Source organism: Pseudomonas sp. rhizo66 (assembly GCF_031931925.1).
Taxonomy (GTDB): Bacteria; Pseudomonadota; Gammaproteobacteria; order Pseudomonadales; family Pseudomonadaceae; genus Aquipseudomonas.
The window spans coordinates 172,877-195,724 of record NZ_JAUJWZ010000013.1; the positions used below are offsets into that span (position 1 = coordinate 172,877).

Annotated in this window: 18 protein-coding genes; 4 read left to right on the forward strand and 14 right to left on the reverse strand. The window is 61.1% G+C overall.

Translation table 11 applies throughout. The features are described from left to right. The first annotated feature begins 119 nt into the window (after positions 1 to 119). Together QZR14_RS17150 and QZR14_RS17155 are read left to right on the forward strand one after the other, a co-directional pair. Positions 120 to 707: a phage tail protein gene (locus QZR14_RS17150; protein WP_250606508.1), complete on the forward strand. Its 588-nt coding sequence runs from the start codon at positions 120 to 122 to the stop codon at positions 705 to 707. A gap of 54 nt (positions 708 to 761) precedes the next feature. After that, positions 762 to 1,073: a DUF6916 family protein gene (locus QZR14_RS17155; RefSeq protein WP_250606509.1), complete on the forward strand. Its 312-nt coding sequence runs from the start codon at positions 762 to 764 to the stop codon at positions 1,071 to 1,073. A 30-nt stretch (positions 1,074 to 1,103) separates the two neighbouring features. Here QZR14_RS17155 and QZR14_RS17160 read toward each other — a convergent pair whose 3' ends face one another. Genes QZR14_RS17160 through QZR14_RS17175 form a run of 4 tightly spaced genes read right to left on the reverse strand, consistent with a single transcriptional unit; the run spans position 1,104 to position 5,808 of the window. Beyond that, the gene (locus QZR14_RS17160) at positions 1,104 to 1,598 is read right to left on the reverse strand and encodes a GNAT family N-acetyltransferase (RefSeq protein ID WP_250606510.1); all 495 of its coding nucleotides are present in this window, start codon (positions 1,596 to 1,598) and stop codon (positions 1,104 to 1,106) included. An 11-nt stretch (positions 1,599 to 1,609) separates the two neighbouring features. Next, positions 1,610 to 3,706, reverse strand: a complete 2,097-nt coding sequence (locus QZR14_RS17165; RefSeq protein WP_311997200.1) for a biotin/lipoyl-binding protein — start codon at positions 3,704 to 3,706, stop codon at positions 1,610 to 1,612. After that, positions 3,707 to 5,026, reverse strand: a complete 1,320-nt coding sequence (locus QZR14_RS17170; protein WP_311997201.1) for an efflux RND transporter periplasmic adaptor subunit — start codon at positions 5,024 to 5,026, stop codon at positions 3,707 to 3,709. Then, positions 5,023 to 5,808: an efflux RND transporter periplasmic adaptor subunit gene (locus QZR14_RS17175; protein ID WP_311997202.1), complete on the reverse strand. Its 786-nt coding sequence runs from the start codon at positions 5,806 to 5,808 to the stop codon at positions 5,023 to 5,025. Before QZR14_RS17175 ends, QZR14_RS17170 begins: the two co-directional genes overlap by 4 nt. A gap of 486 nt (positions 5,809 to 6,294) precedes the next feature. Between QZR14_RS17175 and QZR14_RS17180 the strand changes: the two genes are divergently transcribed. Continuing rightward, the gene (locus QZR14_RS17180; protein WP_250606514.1) at positions 6,295 to 6,984 is read left to right on the forward strand and encodes an NYN domain-containing protein; all 690 of its coding nucleotides are present in this window, start codon (positions 6,295 to 6,297) and stop codon (positions 6,982 to 6,984) included. Here QZR14_RS17180 and QZR14_RS17185 read toward each other — a convergent pair. The 10 genes from QZR14_RS17185 to QZR14_RS17230 form a co-directional block, all read right to left on the reverse strand. Beyond that, complete coding sequence (locus QZR14_RS17185; protein ID WP_311997203.1) at positions 6,965 to 8,545, reverse strand: efflux transporter outer membrane subunit; 1,581 nt, start codon at positions 8,543 to 8,545, stop codon at positions 6,965 to 6,967. The genes QZR14_RS17180 and QZR14_RS17185 overlap by 20 nt on opposite strands. Next, a complete protein-coding gene (locus tag QZR14_RS17190; RefSeq protein ID WP_311997204.1) occupies positions 8,542 to 9,612 on the reverse strand; it encodes an HlyD family secretion protein in 1,071 nt (356 codons plus the stop codon). The genes QZR14_RS17185 and QZR14_RS17190 overlap by 4 nt, the downstream gene beginning before the upstream one ends. Before the next feature lie 26 nt (positions 9,613 to 9,638). Beyond that, positions 9,639 to 11,174, reverse strand: a complete 1,536-nt coding sequence (locus tag QZR14_RS17195; RefSeq protein ID WP_250606517.1) for an MFS transporter — start codon at positions 11,172 to 11,174, stop codon at positions 9,639 to 9,641. Positions 11,175 to 11,365: 191 nt separating this feature from the next. Beyond that, positions 11,366 to 12,283: a LysR family transcriptional regulator gene (locus tag QZR14_RS17200; protein WP_311997205.1), complete on the reverse strand. Its 918-nt coding sequence runs from the start codon at positions 12,281 to 12,283 to the stop codon at positions 11,366 to 11,368. Positions 12,284 to 12,481: 198 nt separating this feature from the next. Next, complete coding sequence (locus QZR14_RS17205) at positions 12,482 to 13,348, reverse strand: ABC transporter permease (RefSeq protein ID WP_250606519.1); 867 nt, start codon at positions 13,346 to 13,348, stop codon at positions 12,482 to 12,484. A 20-nt stretch (positions 13,349 to 13,368) separates the two neighbouring features. Next, entirely contained in the window at positions 13,369 to 14,229 is an 861-nt protein-coding gene (locus tag QZR14_RS17210) for an ABC transporter ATP-binding protein (RefSeq protein ID WP_311997206.1), read from the reverse strand. Positions 14,230 to 14,251: 22 nt separating this feature from the next. Further along, on the reverse strand, positions 14,252 to 15,148 hold the full coding sequence (locus QZR14_RS17215) for a TauD/TfdA dioxygenase family protein (RefSeq protein WP_311997207.1): 897 nt from the start codon (positions 15,146 to 15,148) through the stop codon (positions 14,252 to 14,254). Positions 15,149 to 15,519: 371 nt separating this feature from the next. After that, positions 15,520 to 16,887, reverse strand: coding sequence for an HlyD family type I secretion periplasmic adaptor subunit (locus QZR14_RS17220; RefSeq protein ID WP_250606522.1), 1,368 nt, complete (start codon positions 16,885 to 16,887; stop codon positions 15,520 to 15,522). Beyond that, positions 16,877 to 19,033 carry a type I secretion system permease/ATPase gene (locus QZR14_RS17225; RefSeq protein WP_250606523.1) on the reverse strand — a complete coding sequence of 719 codons (2,157 nt, stop codon included), beginning with the start codon at positions 19,031 to 19,033 and terminating at the stop codon, positions 16,877 to 16,879. The genes QZR14_RS17220 and QZR14_RS17225 overlap by 11 nt, the downstream gene beginning before the upstream one ends. Before the next feature lie 34 nt (positions 19,034 to 19,067). Further along, positions 19,068 to 20,420: a TolC family outer membrane protein gene (locus QZR14_RS17230; RefSeq protein ID WP_250606524.1), complete on the reverse strand. Its 1,353-nt coding sequence runs from the start codon at positions 20,418 to 20,420 to the stop codon at positions 19,068 to 19,070. Between the two features lie 358 nt (positions 20,421 to 20,778). Between QZR14_RS17230 and QZR14_RS17235 the strand changes: the two genes are divergently transcribed. Continuing rightward, positions 20,779 to 22,848 (forward strand): retention module-containing protein (locus QZR14_RS17235; RefSeq protein ID WP_311997208.1); only part of this gene is annotated, 2,070 nt, incomplete at its 3' end.

Genomic DNA, 22,848 nt, shown 5'->3' on the forward strand with positions numbered 1-22,848 from the left:
CTTGCCAATCCGCGTCTACGCTCTGGCGTGGCGTGACCTGGCCACGGAGTGCCAAGGCAATAGCTTCAGCCGAACCCACTAGCGGCCCGCCGACAACCAATCAGAAGGATAAGGACTTTATGGACGTTTACATGGGCACTGTTCTGACGTTTGCCTTCAACTACGCGCCCAGCGGCTGGGCCTTGTGCAACGGTCAGATCATCGGAATCAACCAGAACCAGGCGCTGTTTGCATTGCTGGGCACCACCTACGGCGGCAACGGCACCGTCAACTTCGGCCTGCCCAACCTGCAGAGCCGCATGCCGATCTGCCAGGGCAATGGCGGGGGCCTGACGCCGAGAGTCATGGGAGAAATCTCCGGCGCCGAACAAGTCACCGCCACCCTCAACAACCTGCCGAACCACACCCACGCCCTTGCCGGCCTCACCGCCACCACCACCGTGCAACTGGCCAACCCGGCCAGCAATCCGGTCGGCACACCCACCGCGACCAATGCCTATATCGGCGCATCGGGGACCGGGCCGGGTCTGGCGAATATCTTTTCCGATGCCCAAGGCACCTCAGCCATTCCCCTCAAAGGCGCTGCGACCACCATCAGCGGCACGATTTCGCCAACCGGCAACGGCTTGCCGCTGCCCATCATGAACCCGTACCTGGTGCTCAACTTCAGCATCGCGCTGAATGGCATTTTCCCTTCGCGTAACTGATCGACTACCGGGGGATCACCTTCCCCCGGTTCCCCACCTTGCCGGAGCGAAACCATGCTGCAATCGGTTCAAAGCCAACATTTCCAGGCACTTCTCGGGCGGATCGGCACCCTGCACCTGCCCGATGGCAGTGCGTTGCAAATCCATATCGGCGAACTCACAGAGAAACCGCTGGCGCAAATGCGTTACAGCGAGCGCATGCCATTCAGCGTCGAATTGAGCAGCCTGGAAGCAACTGAATTCATCGATGGTTTATGTGCACTGGAGTTGCCTGAACTGGGGCGAGTGGACGGCATCTTCGTGTCGCGGGTACCACCGATGGGGCGGCCGCCAGAGCTAGCTTACTTCCACATCACCTTCAACTGACCCGCGCCTTCGGCAGTGACTACACGGAGATTACCGGGGATACCAGACCAGTCGCTCCGCCGCCGGGTTGCGCTCTTCAACGGCAAAACCCAGCGCCAGATAATGCCGGCGCGCATGGGGGTTGCTGGTCCAGACCACCGTCGCCACCGGGCAGCGAATCTGTTGCGCGGCTTTCTGCACGCCTTGCAGCACAGCGCGGCCATAACCCTGGCCGCGCGCCTGCGGAATGAATGCCAGGTACAACACGCGAATTTCGTTAGCGCCGAAATCAGTACTCAACGCGCCAATCGCCGTGCCGAGTTTTTCCACCACGTAGTGCATGGCATTGGGGTAGTTGTCGCCCATGCCCTGCTCCTGCACCTGAAACTGCTGCGCGACCAGTTGCTGCACCTGTTCCGGCTCGCCGTCGATCCATTGCAGGTCCGGCCGCGCCGTCTGATACAGGCTGTGCAAAAACGGCCCGTCGGTTGCCCGCGAAGGCCGCACCACCAATCCGTCTGCCGCCACTGCTGCGTTGTCCACCATCGAGCTCTCCGTTAGAAACCGCTTTCCCTGACCCCCAGCGCCGCGATTCGCCGCCAGGCTACGCCGAGCAACGATTCACCGCTGCCCTGCAACACCACCACACCGCGCAACGGTTGCAACGGTGTCGGCGCTGTTTCGAGCACGCTGAGCCGCGCGCCGTATTGCGCCTGCACCGGTTCCGCCCGCTGCTGTTGATCGCGGCGCACGGCGATCGGCCCGTGATGATCAGAGGTCAGCGCCTCCTGATCGACGTAGGCCACGCCATTGGTGTCGATTTCATTCAATTGCACGGCGAGTGCCGGATGCATGGGGTCATCGGCGATAAAGCGGCCACTGGCGCCGGGCCTGACCCGCCACAGCTCGGCTTCCGCCAGATAGCCGCGCAGTCGCGCGCCGTCTTCGACGATCCGGGCCAGTGCATCCCTGGTCGACAACCAGCGCCCGACCGTCATGTTCGGCAGCAGATCACGCACGCTGCCGGCCTGCGGTGCGCGCAGCAGCAGGCGCTCGCGTTGCGCCGTCAGCCCGCGGTATTCGGCGACTGCTTCGGCCAGCCGTTGCTCGACAATGCCGGCATCGGCAGCGGTTTCGCTGCGACTGGCCTGACGGCGCATCAATAGCTGCTGAATCTGGATTTCCCGGCGCACGATCGCCAGTCGCGATTCGAGATCCGGCGATTCCAGTTCAATCAGCACATCGCCCTGAGCGACTTTCTGCCCGTCCGTCACGTTCACGGCTTTGACCCGCGCCGCCGTCGGCGCGTGCAGGGCACTGGCGCGCCCGGCCTCGAGCATCGTCGGCAATTCCACCGAACTGCGCCACGGCACGATCAGCACCAGCAACAGCCCGAGCAGCGCCAACCCACTGAGCAGCACGCGCGGGCCGTGCGCCTGTTCGCGGCGACTCCACCACTGGCGCCACTCACGCATGATCGGCAGAAAGATGAACCAGACCAGTTCCACCAGCATCAGGAAGATCCCCAACACCTTGAAGAACAGGTGATAGACCGCCAGCGCGATCCCGAAAAACAATGCCGCACGCCACAACCATGAGCCATACCCCCAGATCAGCAAACGCCGTTGCATCTTCGGCGACCACGGCTCCGGCGCCGGGGCGCCATAACCGAACAAAAATTCACGCAGGCGCCAACGGCACAGGGCAAATGCGCGCCCCTGCAAGTTGTCGACTTCCCAGAAATCACTGATCAGAAAATAACCATCAAAACGCATGAACGGATTGAGGTTGACCACCAGCGTGGTGATCCACGTGGCGCTGGCGAGCATGAACGCCGCCGTGCGCCCCGGTCCATCTGGCAGCAACGACCATGCGAGGAGCGCAATACACGCCAACAGCAATTCCGCGAGCACACCACCGGCACCGATCAGCAATCGCGCACGGCGATCATTGACCCGCCAGGCGTCGCTGACATCGGTGTAGAACATCGGCAGCAAGACCATGAACGCCACGCCCATGCTCTGCACTCGACACCCGGCGCGCTTGGCCATGAACGCATGGCCGAATTCGTGACAGAGCTTGGCAAAGAACAACGCCACGCCAAACGCCAATGCGCCGCCGAGGCTGAACAGGTGTGGAAACGTCCCGATAAAACGCTGCCAGTCGCGCGAGACCAAAAAAATGCCCAGTGCCAAGGTCGCCGGCAATCCATAGCGCAAAAGCCGTGGGCCAAAGCGTTCTAGCCACGGCCACGCGCGATTGAGAAACGCGTCCGGGCGCCACAGCGGAATACGGAAAAACAGATATTGATGCAGGAGGATTTGCCACAGGCTTTGCTTCTGCGCCAAGGCCTTGAGGCGGTAGCTGGCGCGCTGTTGATCGTCGAGCGCACTGATCAAATCGTGTCCACGCAGGAACTCCAGCAACTGCTCAAGCTCCGTGCCGGCCAACGGTAAACCCGGCTCGCGATTGGCCGCGCGCAAGACTTGCTCGGCGTCGCCCAACGACCAATGGCGCAACAAGCGCATCGCCGCCGCGCCCAGTTTGAAGTAACGCCCGCGCACCGGATCGGCGAGGGTCCAGCGCGGCGAACCGTCCAAGGCCGGCGCCGCGGGCGACAGTTGCAGGTCGGCACGCAGGCTCGGCAGATTCATCTACAGACCCACACTCTGGCGCAAACCGGCCAGTGGCCGGCGCAACAAGTACAGCGCCAGCGGCGCGCGGTCGCCGAAGATTTTCGCCGTGCCGCGCAGGCCGATGCGTGGCGGCGCCTCGGTAAAATTGGCGTCGAGCCGATAGGCCAGTTGACCGCCCGCCGTCGGCTGCGCCTCGTACGCTGAGCGTTCCAGTGTGGCGAGATGGCGCTTCAGCGGATCGCTGTCGAGAAACAACGCCACTTCGGCACCCGGCTCCAACGAAATCGCATCGCCTACTGCCAATTCGATGCGCAGTTCAGCCTGGCTCGGATCGGCGATGTCCATGAGGCGTTCGCCGGTCTGCACCGGTTTGCCGGTCAAGCGTTCGGCGTCGGCAAACACCGCGATGCCATCGCGCTCGGCACGCACTTCGCTGCGCTTGAGCAACTCGCGGGCGTAGTCACGCTCGGCGCGTTTCTGCTCAGCGCGTGCGGCGAGCAAGTCGACTTTTGCGCTCGACTCGGCATCGGCAAACGAGCGCTGGGAATTGGATTTCAGTTCAGCTTCGGCCACACCCAGCGCACGCTCGGCCACGTCGGCCTGCGCCTTGAGCGTGGTGCTTTCGAAACGCACCAGCACATCGCCGGTTTTCACCGTTTGATTGGGTTTGACCAGAAACTCGGCGATCACTCCGTCCAGCGGCGCCGCCACCACGCGACCACCCAGCGGTACCACTTCGGCCGGGGCCAGCACCGATTGACGCACCGGAAGCAACAGCCCGAGCAACAGCACCGCGAGCAACGCCACCTGACGCTTGCGGGTCCAGCGCAGCCGCCACGGCTTGCGCGGTTGCAGCGCCAGCCAGGCGTGGCTGTAGGTGTCACCGAGTTGCGACAGCAACACTTGCTCGGAAGGATTCCACGGCACATCGCGCGCCAGCCACAAGCCGCCGAACACCTGCGCGTCGCGATCAACCAGCGGTAACCAGAACACCTGCGCAGCGGACAGACTGCGCCAGTCGGCCTGGATCGATTCGCTGAGCAGTTCCGGCGCGATCACCCGCGCTTGCTTCAGCACATCCTGCTTGAACAACTGCGCCACGGCTTGCTCGACGAACGCCACGAACGGCGCATTCGGCTCGACCGCACTGACGCCGGTCACGGCTTGTACCTTGCCGGCGATCAATAACGCGGCATGACGAAAGCCAAACAACGACTGGCCGTCATTGACCAGGCTATAGGCCAGTTGCGCGGCATCGCGGGCAGCGCGAGTCTGCCGCTCAAGGTCGAGAAAGCGCGCGAACACCTGTTCAGCGGCGCCGCTCACCGGCGCGTTCACTTAAGCTCCGGGAAACGCGCGGTGCCGCTCATGCCGGCGAGCAAACCTTTGGCTTCGGGAAGTGTTGCGACCAGCAACAGGGTCTGACTGCCCTCATCGATTCGTGCGCCGAGACGTTTGACCGTGGCGTCGATCGGCTGGCCGGTTTCATCAGGAACGAAGCTGAAGGTCTGGCCGGGCTTGAGTCTGGCCATCCAGCGCGACGGCACCAGCAAATGAATTTCGAGGGTGCGGTTATCGACGACATCGAGCAGCGGTGCACCGGCCGGCACGCTTTCATAGCGCTGCACCTTGCGCTCGACCACTTGTCCGTCGAACGGCGCGACGACGCTGCAGCGCTTGACCTGCACTTGATACACCTGGGATTGCGCCTGGGTTTCGCTGACCTTGGCCTCGGCCCGCGCCACTTCGAAACGCCCGACGGAATTGAGTGCAGCCAACTGTTTGTTGTGCGCCAGCTCTTCACCAGCACCACGGCTGGCCGCTTGTGCGGCATTGAGCTGTGCCTGATAAGCGGAGCAATCGAACTTCGCCAGCGTATCGCCCTTCTTGAACGACTCGCCCTCGCTGAACGGCAACTCGACAATCCGCCCGGAAAGCTCACTGGCCAGCGTCGCCTGATCACGCGCTCGCAATACACCCCGCGCCTCGCTGCTCGCGGTAGCCGCCGCCGTCGCCGTCGCTGGATTATCCAGCAGCGGATCATCTGGCCCGGGCGTTTGCGCCTGAACTGCACACGTAACTAAGGTCAATCCGATAACCCAACCGCGAAAACGCTGCATAACCGCTACTCCCTGACGGATGTGCGGAGTCTACGACAGCGGGGGTTAGCGTCAAGCGAAAGGCCATCACTCTTCGGAAATGTAATGTTTCAAAAGAGAAAGCCGCTCTATGAGCGTTTAAAAGATGTAGGCAAATTCCGGCGTCCTACAAGAGTTGGGGATACTGCTGATTGCTCACTGCGAAAACGGCGATAGACAGGCTACCTATGCAAATAGGCGCGGAGCGAATTTACCTCTCTCTGCAACAACCTCTAATACAGACGACCTTAAATGGCTTGACGCCGGTTGGTATTGGTAACCAAAACTGGCAAGCCGGTGCTGGAGATAAACCAGCGCAGTGAGCCCGCAATTATTTGGTGGTTGACCTGCATGACGCGCTCAATCTAGGATTGCCTTACTCAACCCCGTACGTAGCGATTCAGTTCGCTGGCAGTTGGGGTGAAGAAACCGGCTTAGGCCGGTTTTTTCGTTTCTGAGGAATAATTTGTGCGTACTGCTTTCTTTGTTGATGGCTACAACTTGTTCTATGGGCTGCTCGCGGGCACCCCCTATAAATGGCTCAATCTCGAAGGTTTGCTGATTCATGTCGCACACATCGAAAATCCGCAGAACGCCGTTGTCTCGATTGACTATTTCACCTCATCAATAAAACCAGAACTAGCGACGCTGGGCCGAATTTCAAAAGAGGCCCAAGACACTTACATAAGGGCACTGCGCACGACCAATGTCAGAGTGCATTTTGGTCGGCATCATCTTGAGCAGGCTAAAGCGCCTCGATTCATCGACAAAAACACCAAGGCCTCACGTCAGGACAAGGTCGACATCTGGAAGCTTGAAGAAAAGGAAACCGACGTTCATATCGCGATCAGCATGTATCGCACTGCCTGCCAGCAGGCACTGTTCGCAACGCAAGATCGCGTCGAACAACTCGTACTGGTTTCGAGTGACACTGATATCACCCCCGCATTGAGAGCAATACGCGCGGACTTTCCTCACCTGACCATCGGCGTCATTCTTCCTCACAGGGCAGGTTTGAATCGGCCCACCCCGGGCTCTCTGAAAGATCACTCTCACTGGCTGCGCCGCGTGATCACAGAGGAAGAATTGCTCATTAATCAGTTTCCAGGCCGAGTAGCCACGCACAAAAAACCAGCGTTCAAACCGGATTATTGGTAGGTACTTCTGCCGGATACACCGACTCCCACCCCCCACCCAGCGCCTTGTACAAGCCGACCATCGCCAACGAAACACCGGTCGAACTCTCCACCCACTGCTCCTGCGTCGCCAGCAGCGCGCTTTGCACGGTGAGGACGTTGACGAAATCGACCACGCCTTCGACGTATTGCTGTTGCGCGGTGCGCAGGGCGATCTGGTTCTGGCGGACGGCTTCGGCGAGGCTATCACGGCGGCGTTGACTGGCGTTGTAGGCGGTCAGTTGATCATCGATTTCGTGCCAGGCACGCAGTACGGTTTGCTGGTAGGCGACGGCCGCTTCCTGCTGCTGGGCTTCACGCAATTGCAGCATGCCGCGCAAGCGTCCGCCGTCGAACAGCGGCAGGCTGAATTGCGGGCCAATGCCGAAGGCACGTGAGCCCCAAGAGCCGAAATCGCTCAGTTGCATGGCTTGCGAACCAAGGTTGCCGGACAGGGTGATGCGCGGATAGAAATCGCCCTTGGCCACGCCGATATTGGCGATGGCCGCATGCAGGCGCGCTTCGGCCTGGCGGATGTCCGGGCGGCGTTCGGCCAGTTGCGACGGCAGTCCGATGGCGACTTGCAAGGGCGACTGCGGAACGGCGGCGTCTGTGGATAACTCTTTTGCGAGGGCCTGTGGTGGTTCGCCCATCAGCAGGCTGATCGCGTTGATCAGTTGCGATTGGCGTTGTTCCAGCGCAGGCAGGCGCGACTCGATCGCGGCGACTTGCGCAGCGGCTTCGGCGACGTCGAGGTCAGTCGCCACGCCGTCGGCCAGGCGCAGTTGCGAGAGCTTCAAGCTGTGCCGTGCGACGTCGAGGTTCTGCTCGGTGACGGCGCGGGTGTTCTGCACACCACGCAGTTGAATGTAGTTTTGTGCCGTGTCAGCAAGCACCGCCAGCAGCACCCCGCGACGGTCGTTTTCGGCGACTTCGAGGTTGGCGTCGGCAGCTTCGGTTTCGCGGCGCACGCGGCCCCAGAAATCCAGTTCCCACGAGACGGAGAAACCGGCGTCCCACAGATTGAAGGCAGAATCACCGTTGTGCCCGGACGGATCGTTCAGACCTTCGCCGCTGTTGCGTTTGCGCGCGTAACTGCCGGTGGCGGCAGTGTTCGGATAACGCTCAGCGGTGATCACCTGGCGCGCGGCGCGGCTTTGTTGCAGGCGGCTGCTGGCCAGTTGCAGGTCGAGGTTACTGCGCACGGCGCGCTGGGTCAGCGCTGACAGTTGCGAGTCGTGGAAGACCTCCCACCAGCGTTCGTTGAGGGGTTCGCTGACGGCTTGGCTGGGGGCGGATTTGGCGGGTTTGGCCCAGTCGGCGATTTGCGTGGCTTGAGGCTTTTGGAAGTCTGGGCCTACTGTGCAGGCGGTGAGGCTCACTGCGAGCAAGGCACTCAAGGTGAGTGGCTGCCACAGCCCCCATCGCTGGCAGGCCAGCTCCCACAGGGATTGTGCAGATTGACCGAATGGTTTTGTTCTAAAGGTGGACCCTGTGGGAGCTGGCTTGCCAGCGATGAGGCCAGTCGATTCAATACGACTCATCGCTGAGTCACCTCACGCACCGACGTCGCCGAGCTTTTGGTATCAATGCTCGCCTCCACCGACATACCCACCCGCAACCGTTCGGCCAAAGGCTGGCCCGGCTCCAGCATGATTTTCACCGGAATCCGCTGAACCACCTTGGTGAAGTTGCCTGTGGCGTTATCTGGTTTCACCGCAGCAAAGGTCACACCGGTCGCCGGGGCGATACTTTCAACGCGACCACTCAAGGCTTCGCCACCAAGGCTGTCGACACGCACCTGCACCTCCTGCCCCGGCTGCACATCGGTGAGTTGCGTCTCTTGAAAATTCGCCACCACATACGCCTGCTGCAACGGCACCACCGCCAGCAGCTTGCTGCCCGGCGTGACATAGGCGCCGACGCGCACGGCGCGTTCGCCGATCATGCCGTCCTGCGGCGCGGTGATCCGCGTGTAGGAGAGTTCGAAACTGGCGATTTCCAGTGCCGCTTGCGCGTGTTTCAAACTGCCCTCGGCGGCATCTCGCTGGGCCGTAAGGATATCGACTTGTTTGCGCTCGGCAGCCAGTTTCGCCGTGGCGGTGTCGAGATGAGCCGTGGCCTGTTCGATGCGCGTGCGCGCCTGTTGCGCGTTTTGCACCGTGCCGGCGCCAACGCCCGCCAAGTGGTTGTAGCGATTCAATTCCTGTTGAGCGAAGGCCATTTCAGCCTTGGCCGCCACCACCGAAGCCTGAGCCTGAGCGATCACCGACGTCTGGCGTTCCAGCGTCGCCTTGGCATTTTGCAGTTGCGCCCGCGCCACCAGGGTTTGCGCGTCCGCCGCCTCGGCTGAGGCGCGTAAATCGCGGTCATCGATCAACGCCAGCAACTGCCCGGCTTTTACCTGTTGATTATCTTCCACCAACACTTCCTTGATGAAACCGGCCACACGCGGCACCACCAGGGTGTAGTCGGCAGAGACAAACGCATCGTTGGTGTTTTGCTGAGTACGTTTGCCAAACACACCGGGCATCGCCAGGTACATCAGCACGCCAACAGCCAGCGCGGCCGCCACGGCCACCGCGAGTTTCTGCTTTGCTTGAGTCGTCATAAAAACCTTCTGTTTCAGTACAGCCATCAGGTCGGCGCGCGCGGCGGATAGATCCGCGTCGGCAGCCAGAAAATCAGCAGGATCAACGCCAGTGCGACGCCGGCCATGCACACATAGAGATCGGAGGAAGTCAGCACCACAGCTTGCTCATGCAGGCGATGGGCAAGACCCGGATCGCTGCGATCGGCCAGCGGCGCATTGCCGAGACTGTCGACGAGCATGGTCGAGTGGAAATGCAGGCGCGCCGTGGTCAGCGCCTCGATCACCCCGGTGGCGACCACGGCCGACAGCCCTTTCACGGTGTTGAACCACGCCGACGCGAAAGGGCCGTCCAGCGGCGTGATGCTGCCGGTGGAGAGCATCAACAGCGGCAGGACCGCCATCGGCTGGCCGAAAATCTGCAGCCATTGCAGGACGTAGAAGTCGTCGCGAATCCACTGCGAAGTCAGATGCGATCCACCCAGGCACGACAGCGCCAACATGCTCAAGCCGATGCCGAGTACCCAACGACAATCGACCCAGCGCAGGTTGCACAGCGCCGCCACCAGCGGCAGCGCAATCAACTGCGGCAGCGCGGCGATGAGCATGATCGGAGCGGTCTGCACCGGGCGATAACCCTGCACCTGCGCCAGGTAACTCGACGGAATCAGCACCACCGCCAACAGCACCACCAACACACCGGCCAGGGTCATCAGGGCGAATGACAGGTTGCGGATGCCGAGCATCTGCAATTTGAAAAACGGAATCGGCTGCGACCATTCGTTGATCAGAAACGCCACCAGCAACAACGCGCCGGCGCCGAGCAAGCCGCAGATCAGGCTCGACTCAAACCAGTCCAGGCGATTGCCCTGCAACAGGCCGATCACCAACATGCAGATCGCCGGAAAGCCCAGCAGCAGGCCTTTCCAGTTGAACGATTTGAGGCGTTCCAGGCGCAGCGGATCCTGCGGAATGCCATACCCCACAGCGGCCATGGCGATCAGACAGGGCACGATGATCTGCCAGAACGTCCATTGCCAGCCGAAATACTCCGTCCACAAACCCGCCAGTGGTGTGCCGAGACCAGGGCCGAACGTCGCCGTCAGTGCGTAGCCGGCCAGACCGTAAAGTTTGATGTTCGCCGGCAAAAAACGCAGGGCAACGGTCATCAACATCGGCGGCAACGCACCGCCGGCCAGACCTTGCACCGTGCGCATCAGCAGCAGGCTTTCGTAGTTCGGTGCAAACGGACACAGCACGCCAAGTAACGTGAACAGGCTGATCGCGCAGAGGGTGAAGCGGCGCAGCGAAAACGTCACCGAGCACCACGGCGCGAAAGCCATGGCCGCGACCGAGGTCGCGGTGTAACTGCTGACCAGCCAGGTGCCTTCGTCGTAACCGATGTGCAGCCCGCCACGGATGTCGGCCAGGGCTACCTTGGTCACCATCTCGTTGAGGCCCGACACCAGCACCGCCAGCAGCACGCCGACCAGGCCGATGATGATCCGCGCCCCGAACACCGGTGGCGTGGCCGCCGCCGGGCTGGCCGCAGCGATGGGTGCCGCCGCCGTCAGGGATGTCATGAATACACGCTCCGGAGGGAAAAATACCGGAGCATCTTAGTAGGGCTTGGCAATGACGAAAATTGACTTATTGGCAGCTTATAAATGCGCCAGACGCAATTATTCGAAGCAAAAGATCGCAGCCTTCGGCAGCTCCTACAGAGATATACATTCCAATGCAGGAGCTGCCGAAGGCTGCGATCTTTTGATCTTCAAGGCTGGGCAGCCAGCCACGTTTCATCACAACAAGCCTTGAGGGTTTCGCGCAGCCACCGATGCGCCGGATCCTTGTCGAAACGCGGGTGCCAGGCCTGGGTCAGCATCAGCGTCGGCAACGGGATTGGCAGGTCGAACGAGCGCAGTTTCAGCCCGAGCCGGCGTACGCTCAGCAGTGCTTCCTTGGGCACAGGCAGAATCAGGTCAGAATCCGGCAGCGCAAACATCGCCGCATGGAAACTCGGCGCAATCACCGCCACGCGCCGCTCCAGACCCAGCGCATTCAGCGCCGTATCGATGGGGCCGCGAGCGATGCCACGGCGCGACATGCTGATATGGGAAAATCCGGCGTAGCGCTCGGCGGTAATCTCACCGTCGAGCAGTGGATGATCTTCGCGCACCAAGCCTACGAAATGCGTTGAGAACAGATTCTGTACTTTGACTTCAGGGGTAACGGGCCGGGTGTTGCTGACGCTCAGGTCGATCCGGCCCTCGCGCAGCGCTTCATCATCGCCGTCACCCTCCGGGACGAAGCGCAGCTCGCAGTGCGGTGCCAACTGATCAAGGGTGTCGAACAGCTTGCCGCCGTACACACCGACGAAGAAGTCATTGGCGCGAATGCTGAAGCGTCGACGTAATGTGCCCAACTCCACGGTGTCAGCAGAGCGGAACAGCAGCGCTGCCTGTTCGACCACGTCGCGCACCTGCTCGCGTAGCTCCAGGGCTTTGGGCGTTGGCACCAGACCCCGCCCGGCACGCACGAGGACTGGATCGCCGATGGCTTCGCGGATTCGCGTCAACGTGCGGCTCATGGCCGCCGGGCTGAGGTTCATCCGCCGCGCCGCGCCAACCACACTGCCCTCGTCGAGCAAGGCGTCGAGTGCGACCAGAAGGTTCATGTCCGGGAGTTGCATCTTGAGCACTCATGGCTGATCAGGATTGATCTGGGCGCAATGCTAGCAAACATCCCTGAAGTATGGAGGCGCCCGACAGGACGCCATCGCTGGCAAGCCAGCTCCCACAGTGATTGAGGAAACTCACAAATCTACGGCCACCGCAAAAACCTGTGGGAGCTGGCTTGCCAGCGATAGGGCCAGCAGCCATACCAGAAATTACCGCTGCATACCCCAACGCTTAACCGTCACGCGCTCAAGGGTATCGAACACCAGATTCTCCACCAGCAACCCAATCAGAATCACCACCGCCAACCCGGCAAACACCTTGTCGGTGTAAAGCTCATTGCGGTTCTGGAAGATGTACCAGCCCAACCCACCCTTGCCACTGGTCGCACCAAACACCAGTTCCGCGGCGATCAATGTGCGCCAGGCAAATGCCCAGCCGATCTTCAGCCCGGCCAGAATCGACGGCAGCGCCGCCGGGATCAGGATGAACAGGACCAGCCGCAGCCCCTTCAATCCATAGTTGCGCCCGGCCATGCGCAAGGTTTCCGAAACACCGAGAAACCCGGCATAAGTATTCAGCGCCAACGCCCACAATACCGAATGCACCAGCACAAAAATCAGGCTGTTCTGCCCCAAACCAAACCACAACAGCGCCAACGGCAACAGGGCAATCGCTGGCAGTGGATTGAACATCGAGGTCATCGTGCTCAGCAGATCACGGCCCAATTGCGTGGACACCGCCAGAGTGGTCAGAGCGAATGCCAAAACGATGCCGATCAGATAACCCTTGATCAGCACCACCAGCGATATCCACACCTTGGCCAGCAGTTCACCGCTGAGCAGGCCCTCGAACAACGCGTGGCTGGTCTGCAGGAAACTCGGCAGCATCAGGTCATTGTTCTGAATCCGCGCGACCACTTCCCACACGACGGCGAGCACAATCAGAATCAGGCTTTTACGCAGCCAGCCCTGTTGCCACAGTCGCGTGCCGAGGGATAACTCACGCTCGACCGGCACTTCGGTCAGCGGCGCCAGGACAATTTCGAATTCTTCACGCACAGATGATGATTGGCTCATCGGGTAGTCCTCCTGGCCGCTCAATAGGCGATGCGAATGTCGTTGAAGTCGTGCTCACGCTCGGTTTCCGGCGACTGGCCTTCATCGAACAACAAACGATGAATGCGCCGCGCCGATTCCTGAAACGCCACACCACCGAGGCTGTTTAGATCGTATTGATGGCTGTGCACTTCGGCGCGCACCCGGCCCGGATGTGGCGACAGCAGCAGAATGCGATTACCGACCACCAGCGCCTCTTCAATCGAATGAGTCACGAACAACAGGGTGAAGCGCACCTCTTCCCAGAGCAGCAGCAATTCTTCCTGCATTTTGCGCCGGGTCAGCGCATCGAGCGCGGCGAACGGTTCGTCCATCAAGAGGATTTTCGGCTGCATCGCCAGCGCCCGGGCAATCGCCACACGCGCTTTCATGCCGCCGGACAAGGTGTGCGGGTAAGCATCGGCGAATGCCGCCAGACCGACCTTTTCCAGATAGTGCAGCGCGCGTTCTTCAGCTTCTTTTTTCTTCAGGGTGCGCGAGGCCAGCAGTGGAAACATCACGTTCTGTTTGACGGTTTTCCACGGCGGCAGTTGATCGAATTCCTGAAACACTACGATGCGGTCCGGCCCCGGCGCGTCGACACGCTGGCCTTGCAGGCGGATCTCGCCTTCGCACGGTTGAATGAACCCGGCGACCGCTTTGAGCAACGTGGACTTGCCGCAACCGGACGGACCGAGCAGCACGTAGCGATCGGCCGGATCGATTTCAAAACTGACCTGGTGGGTGGCGCGCACCACACGTTGCGGCGTGCGGTACTCGAGACTGACGTGATCGACCGCCAGCAGCGCGTCGCTGTGGGCGATCGGGTTGCTGGCCGCGTGGCCTGGCAAGGGAGCGTTCATGATGTGATCAATCTCCGGCGAATCAGAAAGGCGCGTCGCCCTGAATGGTCGTGCGATACAGCTTGCGGCGCAGGTGCGCCGGGCAGCCGGCGGCGAGATGGATCAGCGAACGGTTGTCCCAGAACACCAGATCGTGGGGCTGCCACTGATGGCGGTAGATGTTCTGCGGCAGCACGCTGTGGGCGTACAGCTCGCTCAGCAGTTGCTGGCTCTCGTCCTCCGGCAGGCCGACGATGCGTGTGGTGAAACCTTCGCTGACGAACAGCGCCTTGCGTCCGTTCTCCGGGTGCGTACGCACCACCGGGTGCACCACTTCGGCAACTTGCGCCAGTTGCTCCGGGGTCAGGGTCGGACGCCAGTTGCCTTCGAATTTGGTTTCGCTGTAGCGGGCGGTATAGGAGTGCGCGGCCGAACGGCCTTCGACCGCTTTGCGCAACGCTGCGGGCAAGTTGTCCCAGGCTTTGTGCATGTCAGCGAACAGGGTGTCGCCGCCCTCGGACGGCAGCTCTTGGGCGTGGAGCATCGAGCCTAGGCTCGGCAGCTCTTTATAGGAGAGGTCGGAGTGCCAGAACTTGCCGGCATCGCCCAGACCGATGTTCTGGCCGTTTTCGATGATGTTGGAAACGATGAGGATTTCCGGGTGATTGGCCAGCAGGAACTGTTTGAGCACATGGATCTGCAACACGCCAAAACGGCGGCTGAAATCGATCTGTTGTTGCGGGGTGATCTGCTGGTCGCGGAACACCACGACGTGGTGATCCAGGTGCGCGCGATGAATACGCGCGAAATCTTGATCATTGACCGGGCGGCTCAGATCGAGACCGACGATCTCGGCGCCGACGGCACCGCTGAACGGGCGAATTTCGAAGGTTTGCGGCGCGGCAGTCGCGGCGCTCGGGGTGGCAGTAGCTGCGGACATCTTTCAATCTCCCACGCACGACGCGCTCACAGGCGCGCTCGTCGATCAGACACTCACGCTGGATTGCGTGTTGGTTCAGGTCGTGCGGCGCGCCGATTGGTCGGCAGGTACGCAGGGGGATGACTTTATAGCTATAAGAATTGGAAATTAAATACCGTTAATGAATAACGATATGGCGAATGGTGAGGAATGGACTGGATAGTGAGTGACGGTTTTTGTCACTTCCTGACAGGGATGTGGTGTTGGGACTGGCGCCATCGCTGGCAAGCCAGCTCCCACAGGTTTCTCGGCTGGAACACTAACATGTGTCCGACACAGAAACTTGTGGGAGCTGGCTTGCCAGCGATGAGGCCGGAGAGACCAACGAAGATCTAGCGCTCGTGCAACGCCTCGGCCCGCGCCCGGATGATCGGCTTGAGCAGATAACTCAGCACCGACTTCTTGCCGGTAATGATGTCCACCGACGCGACCATCCCCGGGATGATCAGCAGCGGCTTTTCATCCGTACCCAGATGACTGCGCTCGGTGCGTACCTTGATGATGTAGTAGGTGGTTTTCTTGTCTTCATCGGTAATGGTGTCGGCGCCGATCTGCTCAAGCTTGGCTTTGAGGCCGCCGTAGATGGTGTAGTCGTAGGCAGTGAACTTGACGATCGCTTCCTGCCCCGGATGCAGGAAGGCAATGTCTTGCGGGCGGATCTTCGCTTCGACCAGCAAGGTGTCATCCAGCGGTACGATTTCAACCATGTCGCTGCCCGGCTGGATCACGCCGCCGATGGTGTTGACCAACAACTTGTTGACGATACCGCGCACCGGCGATGTCACCAGCGTGCGGCTGACCCGGTCTTCCAGTGCCTTGCCGGTGGCTTGGGCCTTGTTCAGGTCGGTGCGGGCTTCGTTGAGTTGGGTCAGCGCTTCACTGCGGAATTTGCCGCGGGTTTCGTCAATCTTGCGCTGCACTTCCTTGATCGCCGATTCGGCACGCGGAATGGCCAGCGTGGTGGCGTCGAGCTGACCACGGGTTTCCACCTCGGCACGCTTGAGCCGCAGCACTTCCACCGGGGACACCGCGCCCTGCGCCACCAGCGGCTCGGACATGTTGATTTCCTGGCGTTGCAGGCCGAGTTGCTGGCGGTACTGCGCCTGCTTGGAGCTGAATTCGCGAAGCTCTTGCTGACGCTGGATCAACTGCTCCTGCAAACCCCCGATCTCGTCGTGCAGTTGCTGACGGCGGCTGATGTACAGCGACTCTTCGCTTTTTGCCTGGCCCGGCACGGCTTTGAGCACGTCCTCGGGAAAATTCAGCGGACGGTCGTCGACTTCAGCGCTAAGACGCTCGACGCGCAGCAGCATCGACAGGCGATCGGCCTCGGTTTCGCCGACGTTGGAAGCAAATCGCGTGTCGTCGAGGCGAATCAGCGGCGCGCCGGCCTCGACAATCTGGCCTTCCTTGACGAACAGTTCGGAAATGATCCCGCCTTCGAGGTTCTGGATTTTCTGGATCTTCGACGACGGAATCGCCTTGCCGTCGCCCTTGGTCACTTCGTCGATCACGGCGAAGTTGGCCCACAGCAGCAGGAAAATAAAGAAGCCGATGATCGCCCAGATGGTCAGGCGCACGACGCGCGGGGCGTCTTCGATCAGCGCTTTGTTGACCTCCGGCAGCGGCTGGCCCTGCAACGATGCCGAGCCTTTGAAGTAGCGACGGATCGAATCCTTGAAACCCGACTTAAGCAACACTGATCTGCCCCTTCTTCAACGCTTCCATCACGGCGGCTTTCGGGCCATCGGCGAGAATCTGCCCACGGTCGACCACCAGCAGGCGATCCACCAGCGACAGCAGCGACGCCCGGTGCGTCACCAGCACCACGGTCTTGTTTTCAATCACCGCCGCGAGGCGTTGCTTGAGGCGTTCTTCACCGGTGTTGTCCATCGCACTGGTTGGCTCGTCCATCAACAGGATCGGCGGATTGAGCAACAGCGCCCGGGCCAGTGCAACGTTCTGCCGCTGACCACCGGAAAGGTTCTGCCCGCGTTCGCCGACTTGCAGCTCATAACCTTGCGGGTGCAGACGGGCGAATTCGTGGACGCCGGCCAGTTCGGCCGCCTGCAGGACCAGTTCGTCTTCGACATAACGCGCGCCGGAGACAAGGTTGTCACGCAGGGTGCCGGCCAGCAGTTGAATGTCTTGCGGCACGTAGCCGATGTTGTAGCGCAGTTCGCTGACGTCGATCTGGCGGATATCCACACCGTCGACCAGCAACGAACCGTCGTCCGGCTGATACAGGCCGACCAGCAGTTTCGCCAGCGAGCTCTTGCCCGAGCCGCTGCGGCCGATGATGCCGATCTTCTCGCCGGGACGGATCACCAGGTTGATGTTCTTCAGCGCCGGGTTCTGCTGTTCCGGGTAGGTGAAGCTGAGCTGGCGGCATTCGATTGCACCTTGCAGGACCTTGCGGCTCAGCGGGCGCTCTTCGAAATTGCGCTCTTGCGGCAGTTCCATCATCTGGTCGACCGAGGTCATGGTCACTCGTGCCTGCTGGTAACGCGTCAACAGACCGGACAGCGAGGCCAACGGGCTGAGGGCGCGGCCGCTGAGCATGTAGCAGGCAATCAGACCGCCCATGCTCAGGTTGCCGGCGATGATCTGGTAGACGCCGAAGACGATCATGATCACCCCGGCCAGTTGCTGGATCAGCAGGGTGATGTTCATCGCCAGACCGGAGAGCATTTTCACTCGCAGCTCGAGGCGGCTGAGGGTGCCGATGGTCTGTTCCCACTGATACTGGCGTTCGCTTTCGGCATTGTTGACCTTCACCGCGTCGAGGCCGGCGAGGGTTTCGATCAGGCTCGACTGGCGCTCGGCACCGAGGGCCATGGTGCGCTCCATGGTCGCCACCAGCGGTTTCTGCAACGCGTAGCCGATCAGCAAGGCAATCGGGAAGGCCAACACCGGAATCCACACCAGATGCCCGCCGAGAATGGCGATGACGATGAAGATGAGGATGGTGAACGGCAGATCGATCAGGCTGGTCAGGGTCAGCGAGGCGAGGAAGTCGCGCAGGCTCTGAAACTCATGGATGTTCTGCGCAAAGCTGCCGACCCGCGCCGGGCGGTATTTCATGGCCATGCCGACGATGCGCTCGAACAGCGTCGCGGAGATGATCAGGTCGGTTTTCTTCCCGGCCAGATCCAGGCACAAACTGCGCAGGCTCTTGAGGACCAGGTCGAAGATATAGGCGCCGGTGATACCCAGCGCCAGCACCCACAGGGTCGCTTCGGCCTGGTTCGGCACCACGCGGTCGTAGACGTTCATCACGAACAGCGGCGCGGCCATGGCGATGATGTTGATCAGGAAACTCGCGGCGATCGCATCGGCGTACAGCCAGCGCGAACGCTTGAGGGTGTCGCGGAACCACGAACGCGCACGTGGAATCAGCGTGCCGTGATTGACGTCGAATTTGTGTTGCGGCTGGGCGAAGAAGACTTTGCCGGTGTAGTCGTCAGCGAGCAATTCGCGGCTGACGATGGACTCGCCGCCGTCGGTTTCGCTGAGCAGCACCCGCGCTTCGTTGTCCCCCTGCCAACCGAGCAGGACAGCGCTGCGACCATCCTTGAGCAGCAGCAACGCCGGCATGGCGATCGCCGGAATTTCTTCCAGTTTGCGCTGCAGCACGCGACCTTGCAGGCCGGCGCGAGCCGCCGCGCGGGGCAGCAGCTCGACACTCAGGCGTTGTTTGGGCAGCGGCAGGCCGGTGGTCAGCATCGCCGCGCTGGCGGGTTTCTGATGGAGCATGCAAAGGGCGAGCAGACCGTCCAGTAACGGATCGTCGTGCAACGCGCGTGGATCATGACTGAGTTGAACTCGACTGACTTCTGATTCCACGCTCGACACTCTTTGACAGTTGAAAAGGGATAACTCAATTCATCCCAGGCAGCTGGACCTTGGGCTTCACGTCGTTCTGCACAACGGATGCCAACGGTGCGACCACTCCCTGGCTTCTGAGCAACTCGCCCATGGTCGCCTTGATTCGGTACTGAGTAAATAACTGAATGTTTTTGATTTCCGCCAGGCGCCGCGAAGCGGTGAACAACTCGTTTTCGCTGTCGAGCAAATCGAGCAGAGTACGTTCGCCGAGGCTGAACTGACGCTGGTAAGCGGTGCGCACCGAGGTGCTGTGGTCGACGTATTGCTGAGCGATCGGCACCTGCGCGTTAGCATTGTTCAGGGCGTTCCAGGCCAGACCGAGTTCTTCGTTCAACTGACGCAGGGCGTTGTTGCGGATGTCCAGCGCCTGGTTCGACAGGTACGACTTGGATTCCAGATCAGCCTTGTTGCTGCCACCGGAATAGAGGTTGAAGCGCATGCGCAGCATGGCCTGCCATTCGTTGTTGTGGCCGTTCTGGCCGTCGAGATCGTTGTCGGCGGTGCGACCCAGTTCGGCGTCGAAACGTGGGTAGAAGGTCGACTTGGCGGTTTCGTACTGTTTTTCGGCAGCGGCGATGTCGGACTCGGCGGAGCGTAGGATCGGGCTGTTTTCCAGCATCTGCTGGCGCGCTTCATTGAGGTTGGCCGGCATCATCGCCATGAACGGCGCAGGACGCTCGAGTTGATCAGGCATTTGCCCGACCGCGCTGAGGAAGTTGGTTTCCGAGTCGGCCAGATTGGTCTGCTCGGTGATCAGGTTGTTGCGGGCCTGAGCCATCCGCGCTTCTGCCTGATCGAGGTCGGCACCGCTGCCGACGCCGCGCTGGGTGCGCAATTGGATCTGGTCATAAATGCGCTGGTGACTCTTGAGGTTTTCTTCGGCCAGACGCACGAATTCGCGGCGGGTCAGCACGTCGAGATACACCTGAGCGACGGTCAGCGCGGTGCGCTCGGAAGTGCCGAGCAGCGAGTACGCGCGGGAGTTAACGGTGGCTTGTTGACGCCCTACTTCACTGGAGGTCGCAAAACCGTCAAAAACCATTTGCGAGAGACGTAAACTTGACTCGCTGCGGTTCAGGGTCTCCCAGTGGTTACCGCCGCCATTGGCGCGGGTAGTGACGCTGTCGGTGCCTTCACGACCATAACCGCCGAGCAGATCGACCTTCGGCAGGTATCCACCTTTCGCCGCTCTTAATTGATAATCCGCAGCCAAACGACTGTTCACCCCTGCCTGGATTTCCGGATGAACATCCAGTGCCTGCTGCATGGCTTCTGGTAAGGATTGTGCTTGTACCAAAGAGGCGGCGAGAGCGAAGGGTACGGCGAAAAGCAGGGGCGAACGCATGATAGGAATATCCCAGAACTTCTTGTCTTGAATCACAGCAAAACTTGGCGCTGCGTCGGATGATGGCAACCAGATTGACCGTATGTCGGAAAGTTCAAAACAGGAACTGGATCACACGCTGAAGGACAGGTCGCCGCGGAAATATCAATGTGACATTAGTGGGGCGATTGTTTAGGATGGCACCCAGAAGGTCAATAGTTTGGCATAAAGTTAATAGCGAAAGAATCTAGCCAATTTATTGACGATTAGACGCGTCAAACTTGTTTCGCAAATTTTTAAAGTACGTCCAGACTGAATCGGCACCCATGCCCTCAGGTTCATGGAAGTCAACTGAACGTGACACCCCGGAGAGTCTTCAATGAGCAGTGTTGTTGCCGTCGTCAAAAGCATTGTCGGTCAGGTTTTCGCGGTGTCCCCAGAGGGCGTTCGTCGCGTACTCGTTGAAGGCGACCGACTGTTTGTCGGCGACCAGATCGACACCGGTCTTTCCGGCGCCGTGTCGCTTGAACTGGCCGATGGCCGCACCCTTGACCTGGGCCGTGAAACCCAATGGAGCGCCAGTGCGCCGGACTCAAGCACTGACTTGGCCGAAGCCACCGCGCAGGCTGCGCCGTCGGTAGCCGAACTGCAGCAAGCCATCGCCGCCGGTGTCGACCCGACCACCGCGCTGGATGCCACCGCTGCTGGCCCGAGCGCCGCCGGCACGGGCGGTGCGGCCGGGGGTGGTCACAGCTTCGTCATGCTCGACGCCACCGCTGGCCGCGTTGACCCGACCATTGGCTTCCCGACCGCAGGCATCAACGCTGCCGGCCAGGCCGCGCAAAACATCACCGCTGGCCAGACCACCGATACCACCACCAACGCCCTGCGTGACTCGACCCTGAGCCTCAGCGCCACGCCGTCCATCACCGAAGCCGGCGGCGTGCTGGTGTATACCGCGACCCTGACCCAGGCGCCGCTGACCGACCTGACCATCACCCTGTCGAACGGCGCGGTGATTGTGATTCCGGCAGGCGCAACCACTGGCACCGTCAATGTGCCGCTGGCGCCGAACGACACCGTTTATAACGACCCGACCCAAATCGACGTGACCGTCACCGGCACCACCGGCGGCAATGGCATCACCGTGACGCCGCCGACCACTCCGGCCACGACCCAGGTCACCGACACCATCGACACCACCACCGTCACCCTGACGGCCGGGCCGAGTGTCACCGAAGGCGGGCAGATTACCTACACCGCGACCCTGACCAACCCGGCCCAAACCCCGGTGACCGTCACCTTGTCGAACGGTTCGACCATCACCATCGGTGCCGGCCAGACCACCGGCACGGTCAACGTGCCGACCCCGGCCAACGACGTCTATAACAACGGCAGCACTGTCACCACGACGATTACCGGTGCCACTGGCGGCAACTTCGAAAACCTGGTGCCGAACCCGACGCCAGCGGTGACCACCATCACCGATTCGATCGACACCACCAACTTGACCCTGACCGCCACCGGCACAGTGGTCGAAGGCGGCCAGATCACCTACACCGCGACCCTGACCAACCCGGCGCAAACCCCGGTGACCGTCACCCTGTCGAACGGTTCGACCATCACCATTGAAGCCGGCCAGACCACTGGTACCGTCAACGTGCCGACCGCGCCGAACGACGTCTATAACAATGGCGGCACCGTCAGCACCACCATTACTGGCGCCAGTGGCGGCAACTTCGAAAACCTGGTGCCGAACACCACGCCAGCCACCACCACCGTTACCGATTCGATCGACACCACCAGCGTGAGCCTCACCGCCACCGGTACGGTCGTCGAAGGCGGCCAGATCACCTACACCGCGACGCTGACCAACGCCGCGCAAACCCCGGTGACCATCACCCTGTCGAACGGCTCGACCATCACCATTGACGCCGGCAAGACCACGGGCTCGGTCAACGTACCGACAGCGGCCAACGACGTTTACAACAATGGCAGCACCGTCAGCACCACCATCACCGGTACTTCCGGCGGCAATTTCGAAAACCTGGTGCCGGACACAACGCCAGCGACCACCACCATTACCGACTCGATCGACGACACCAACCTGTCGCTGACGGCTACCGGCACCGTGGCTGAAGGCGGTTCGATTGTTTACACCGCGACCTTGACCAACCCGGCCGGCACGCCAGTCACCGTGACCCTGAGCAACGGCTCGGTGATCACCATCGAAGCGGGTAAAACCACTGGCACCGTGACCGTTCCAGCGCCAGCCGACGACGTTTATAAAGACTCCGGCAAAGTCGAAGTCACCATCAAGGACGCCAACGGCGGCAACTTCGAAAACCTGGTGCCGAGCACCACGCCAGCCGTGACCGAAGTGACTGACACCATCGACACGTCGACCGTGAAACTGACGGCTGACACCTCGGTGGCAGAAGGTGGCACC

Excerpts from the sequence above, each read along its gene's own strand:
- QZR14_RS17195 (WP_250606517.1), bottom strand. The coding sequence starts at position 11,174 with ATGACATCCCTGACGGCGGCGGCACCCATCGCTGCGGCCAGCCCGGCG.
- QZR14_RS17205 (WP_250606519.1), bottom strand. The coding sequence starts at position 13,348 with ATGAGCCAATCATCATCTGTGCGTGAAGAATTCGAAATTGTCCTGGCG.
- QZR14_RS17230 (WP_250606524.1), bottom strand. The coding sequence starts at position 20,420 with ATGCGTTCGCCCCTGCTTTTCGCCGTACCCTTCGCTCTCGCCGCCTCT.
- QZR14_RS17155 (WP_250606509.1), top strand. The coding sequence starts at position 762 with ATGCTGCAATCGGTTCAAAGCCAACATTTCCAGGCACTTCTCGGGCGG.
- QZR14_RS17185 (WP_311997203.1), bottom strand. The coding sequence starts at position 8,545 with ATGAGTCGTATTGAATCGACTGGCCTCATCGCTGGCAAGCCAGCTCCC.
- QZR14_RS17160 (WP_250606510.1), bottom strand. The coding sequence starts at position 1,598 with ATGGTGGACAACGCAGCAGTGGCGGCAGACGGATTGGTGGTGCGGCCT.
- QZR14_RS17190 (WP_311997204.1), bottom strand. The coding sequence starts at position 9,612 with ATGACGACTCAAGCAAAGCAGAAACTCGCGGTGGCCGTGGCGGCCGCG.
- QZR14_RS17215 (WP_311997207.1), bottom strand. The coding sequence starts at position 15,148 with ATGTCCGCAGCTACTGCCACCCCGAGCGCCGCGACTGCCGCGCCGCAA.
- QZR14_RS17210 (WP_311997206.1), bottom strand. The coding sequence starts at position 14,229 with ATGAACGCTCCCTTGCCAGGCCACGCGGCCAGCAACCCGATCGCCCAC.
- QZR14_RS17175 (WP_311997202.1), bottom strand. The coding sequence starts at position 5,808 with ATGCAGCGTTTTCGCGGTTGGGTTATCGGATTGACCTTAGTTACGTGT.
- QZR14_RS17165 (WP_311997200.1), bottom strand. The coding sequence starts at position 3,706 with ATGAATCTGCCGAGCCTGCGTGCCGACCTGCAACTGTCGCCCGCGGCG.
- QZR14_RS17200 (WP_311997205.1), bottom strand. The coding sequence starts at position 12,283 with ATGCAACTCCCGGACATGAACCTTCTGGTCGCACTCGACGCCTTGCTC.
- QZR14_RS17150 (WP_250606508.1), top strand. The coding sequence starts at position 120 with ATGGACGTTTACATGGGCACTGTTCTGACGTTTGCCTTCAACTACGCG.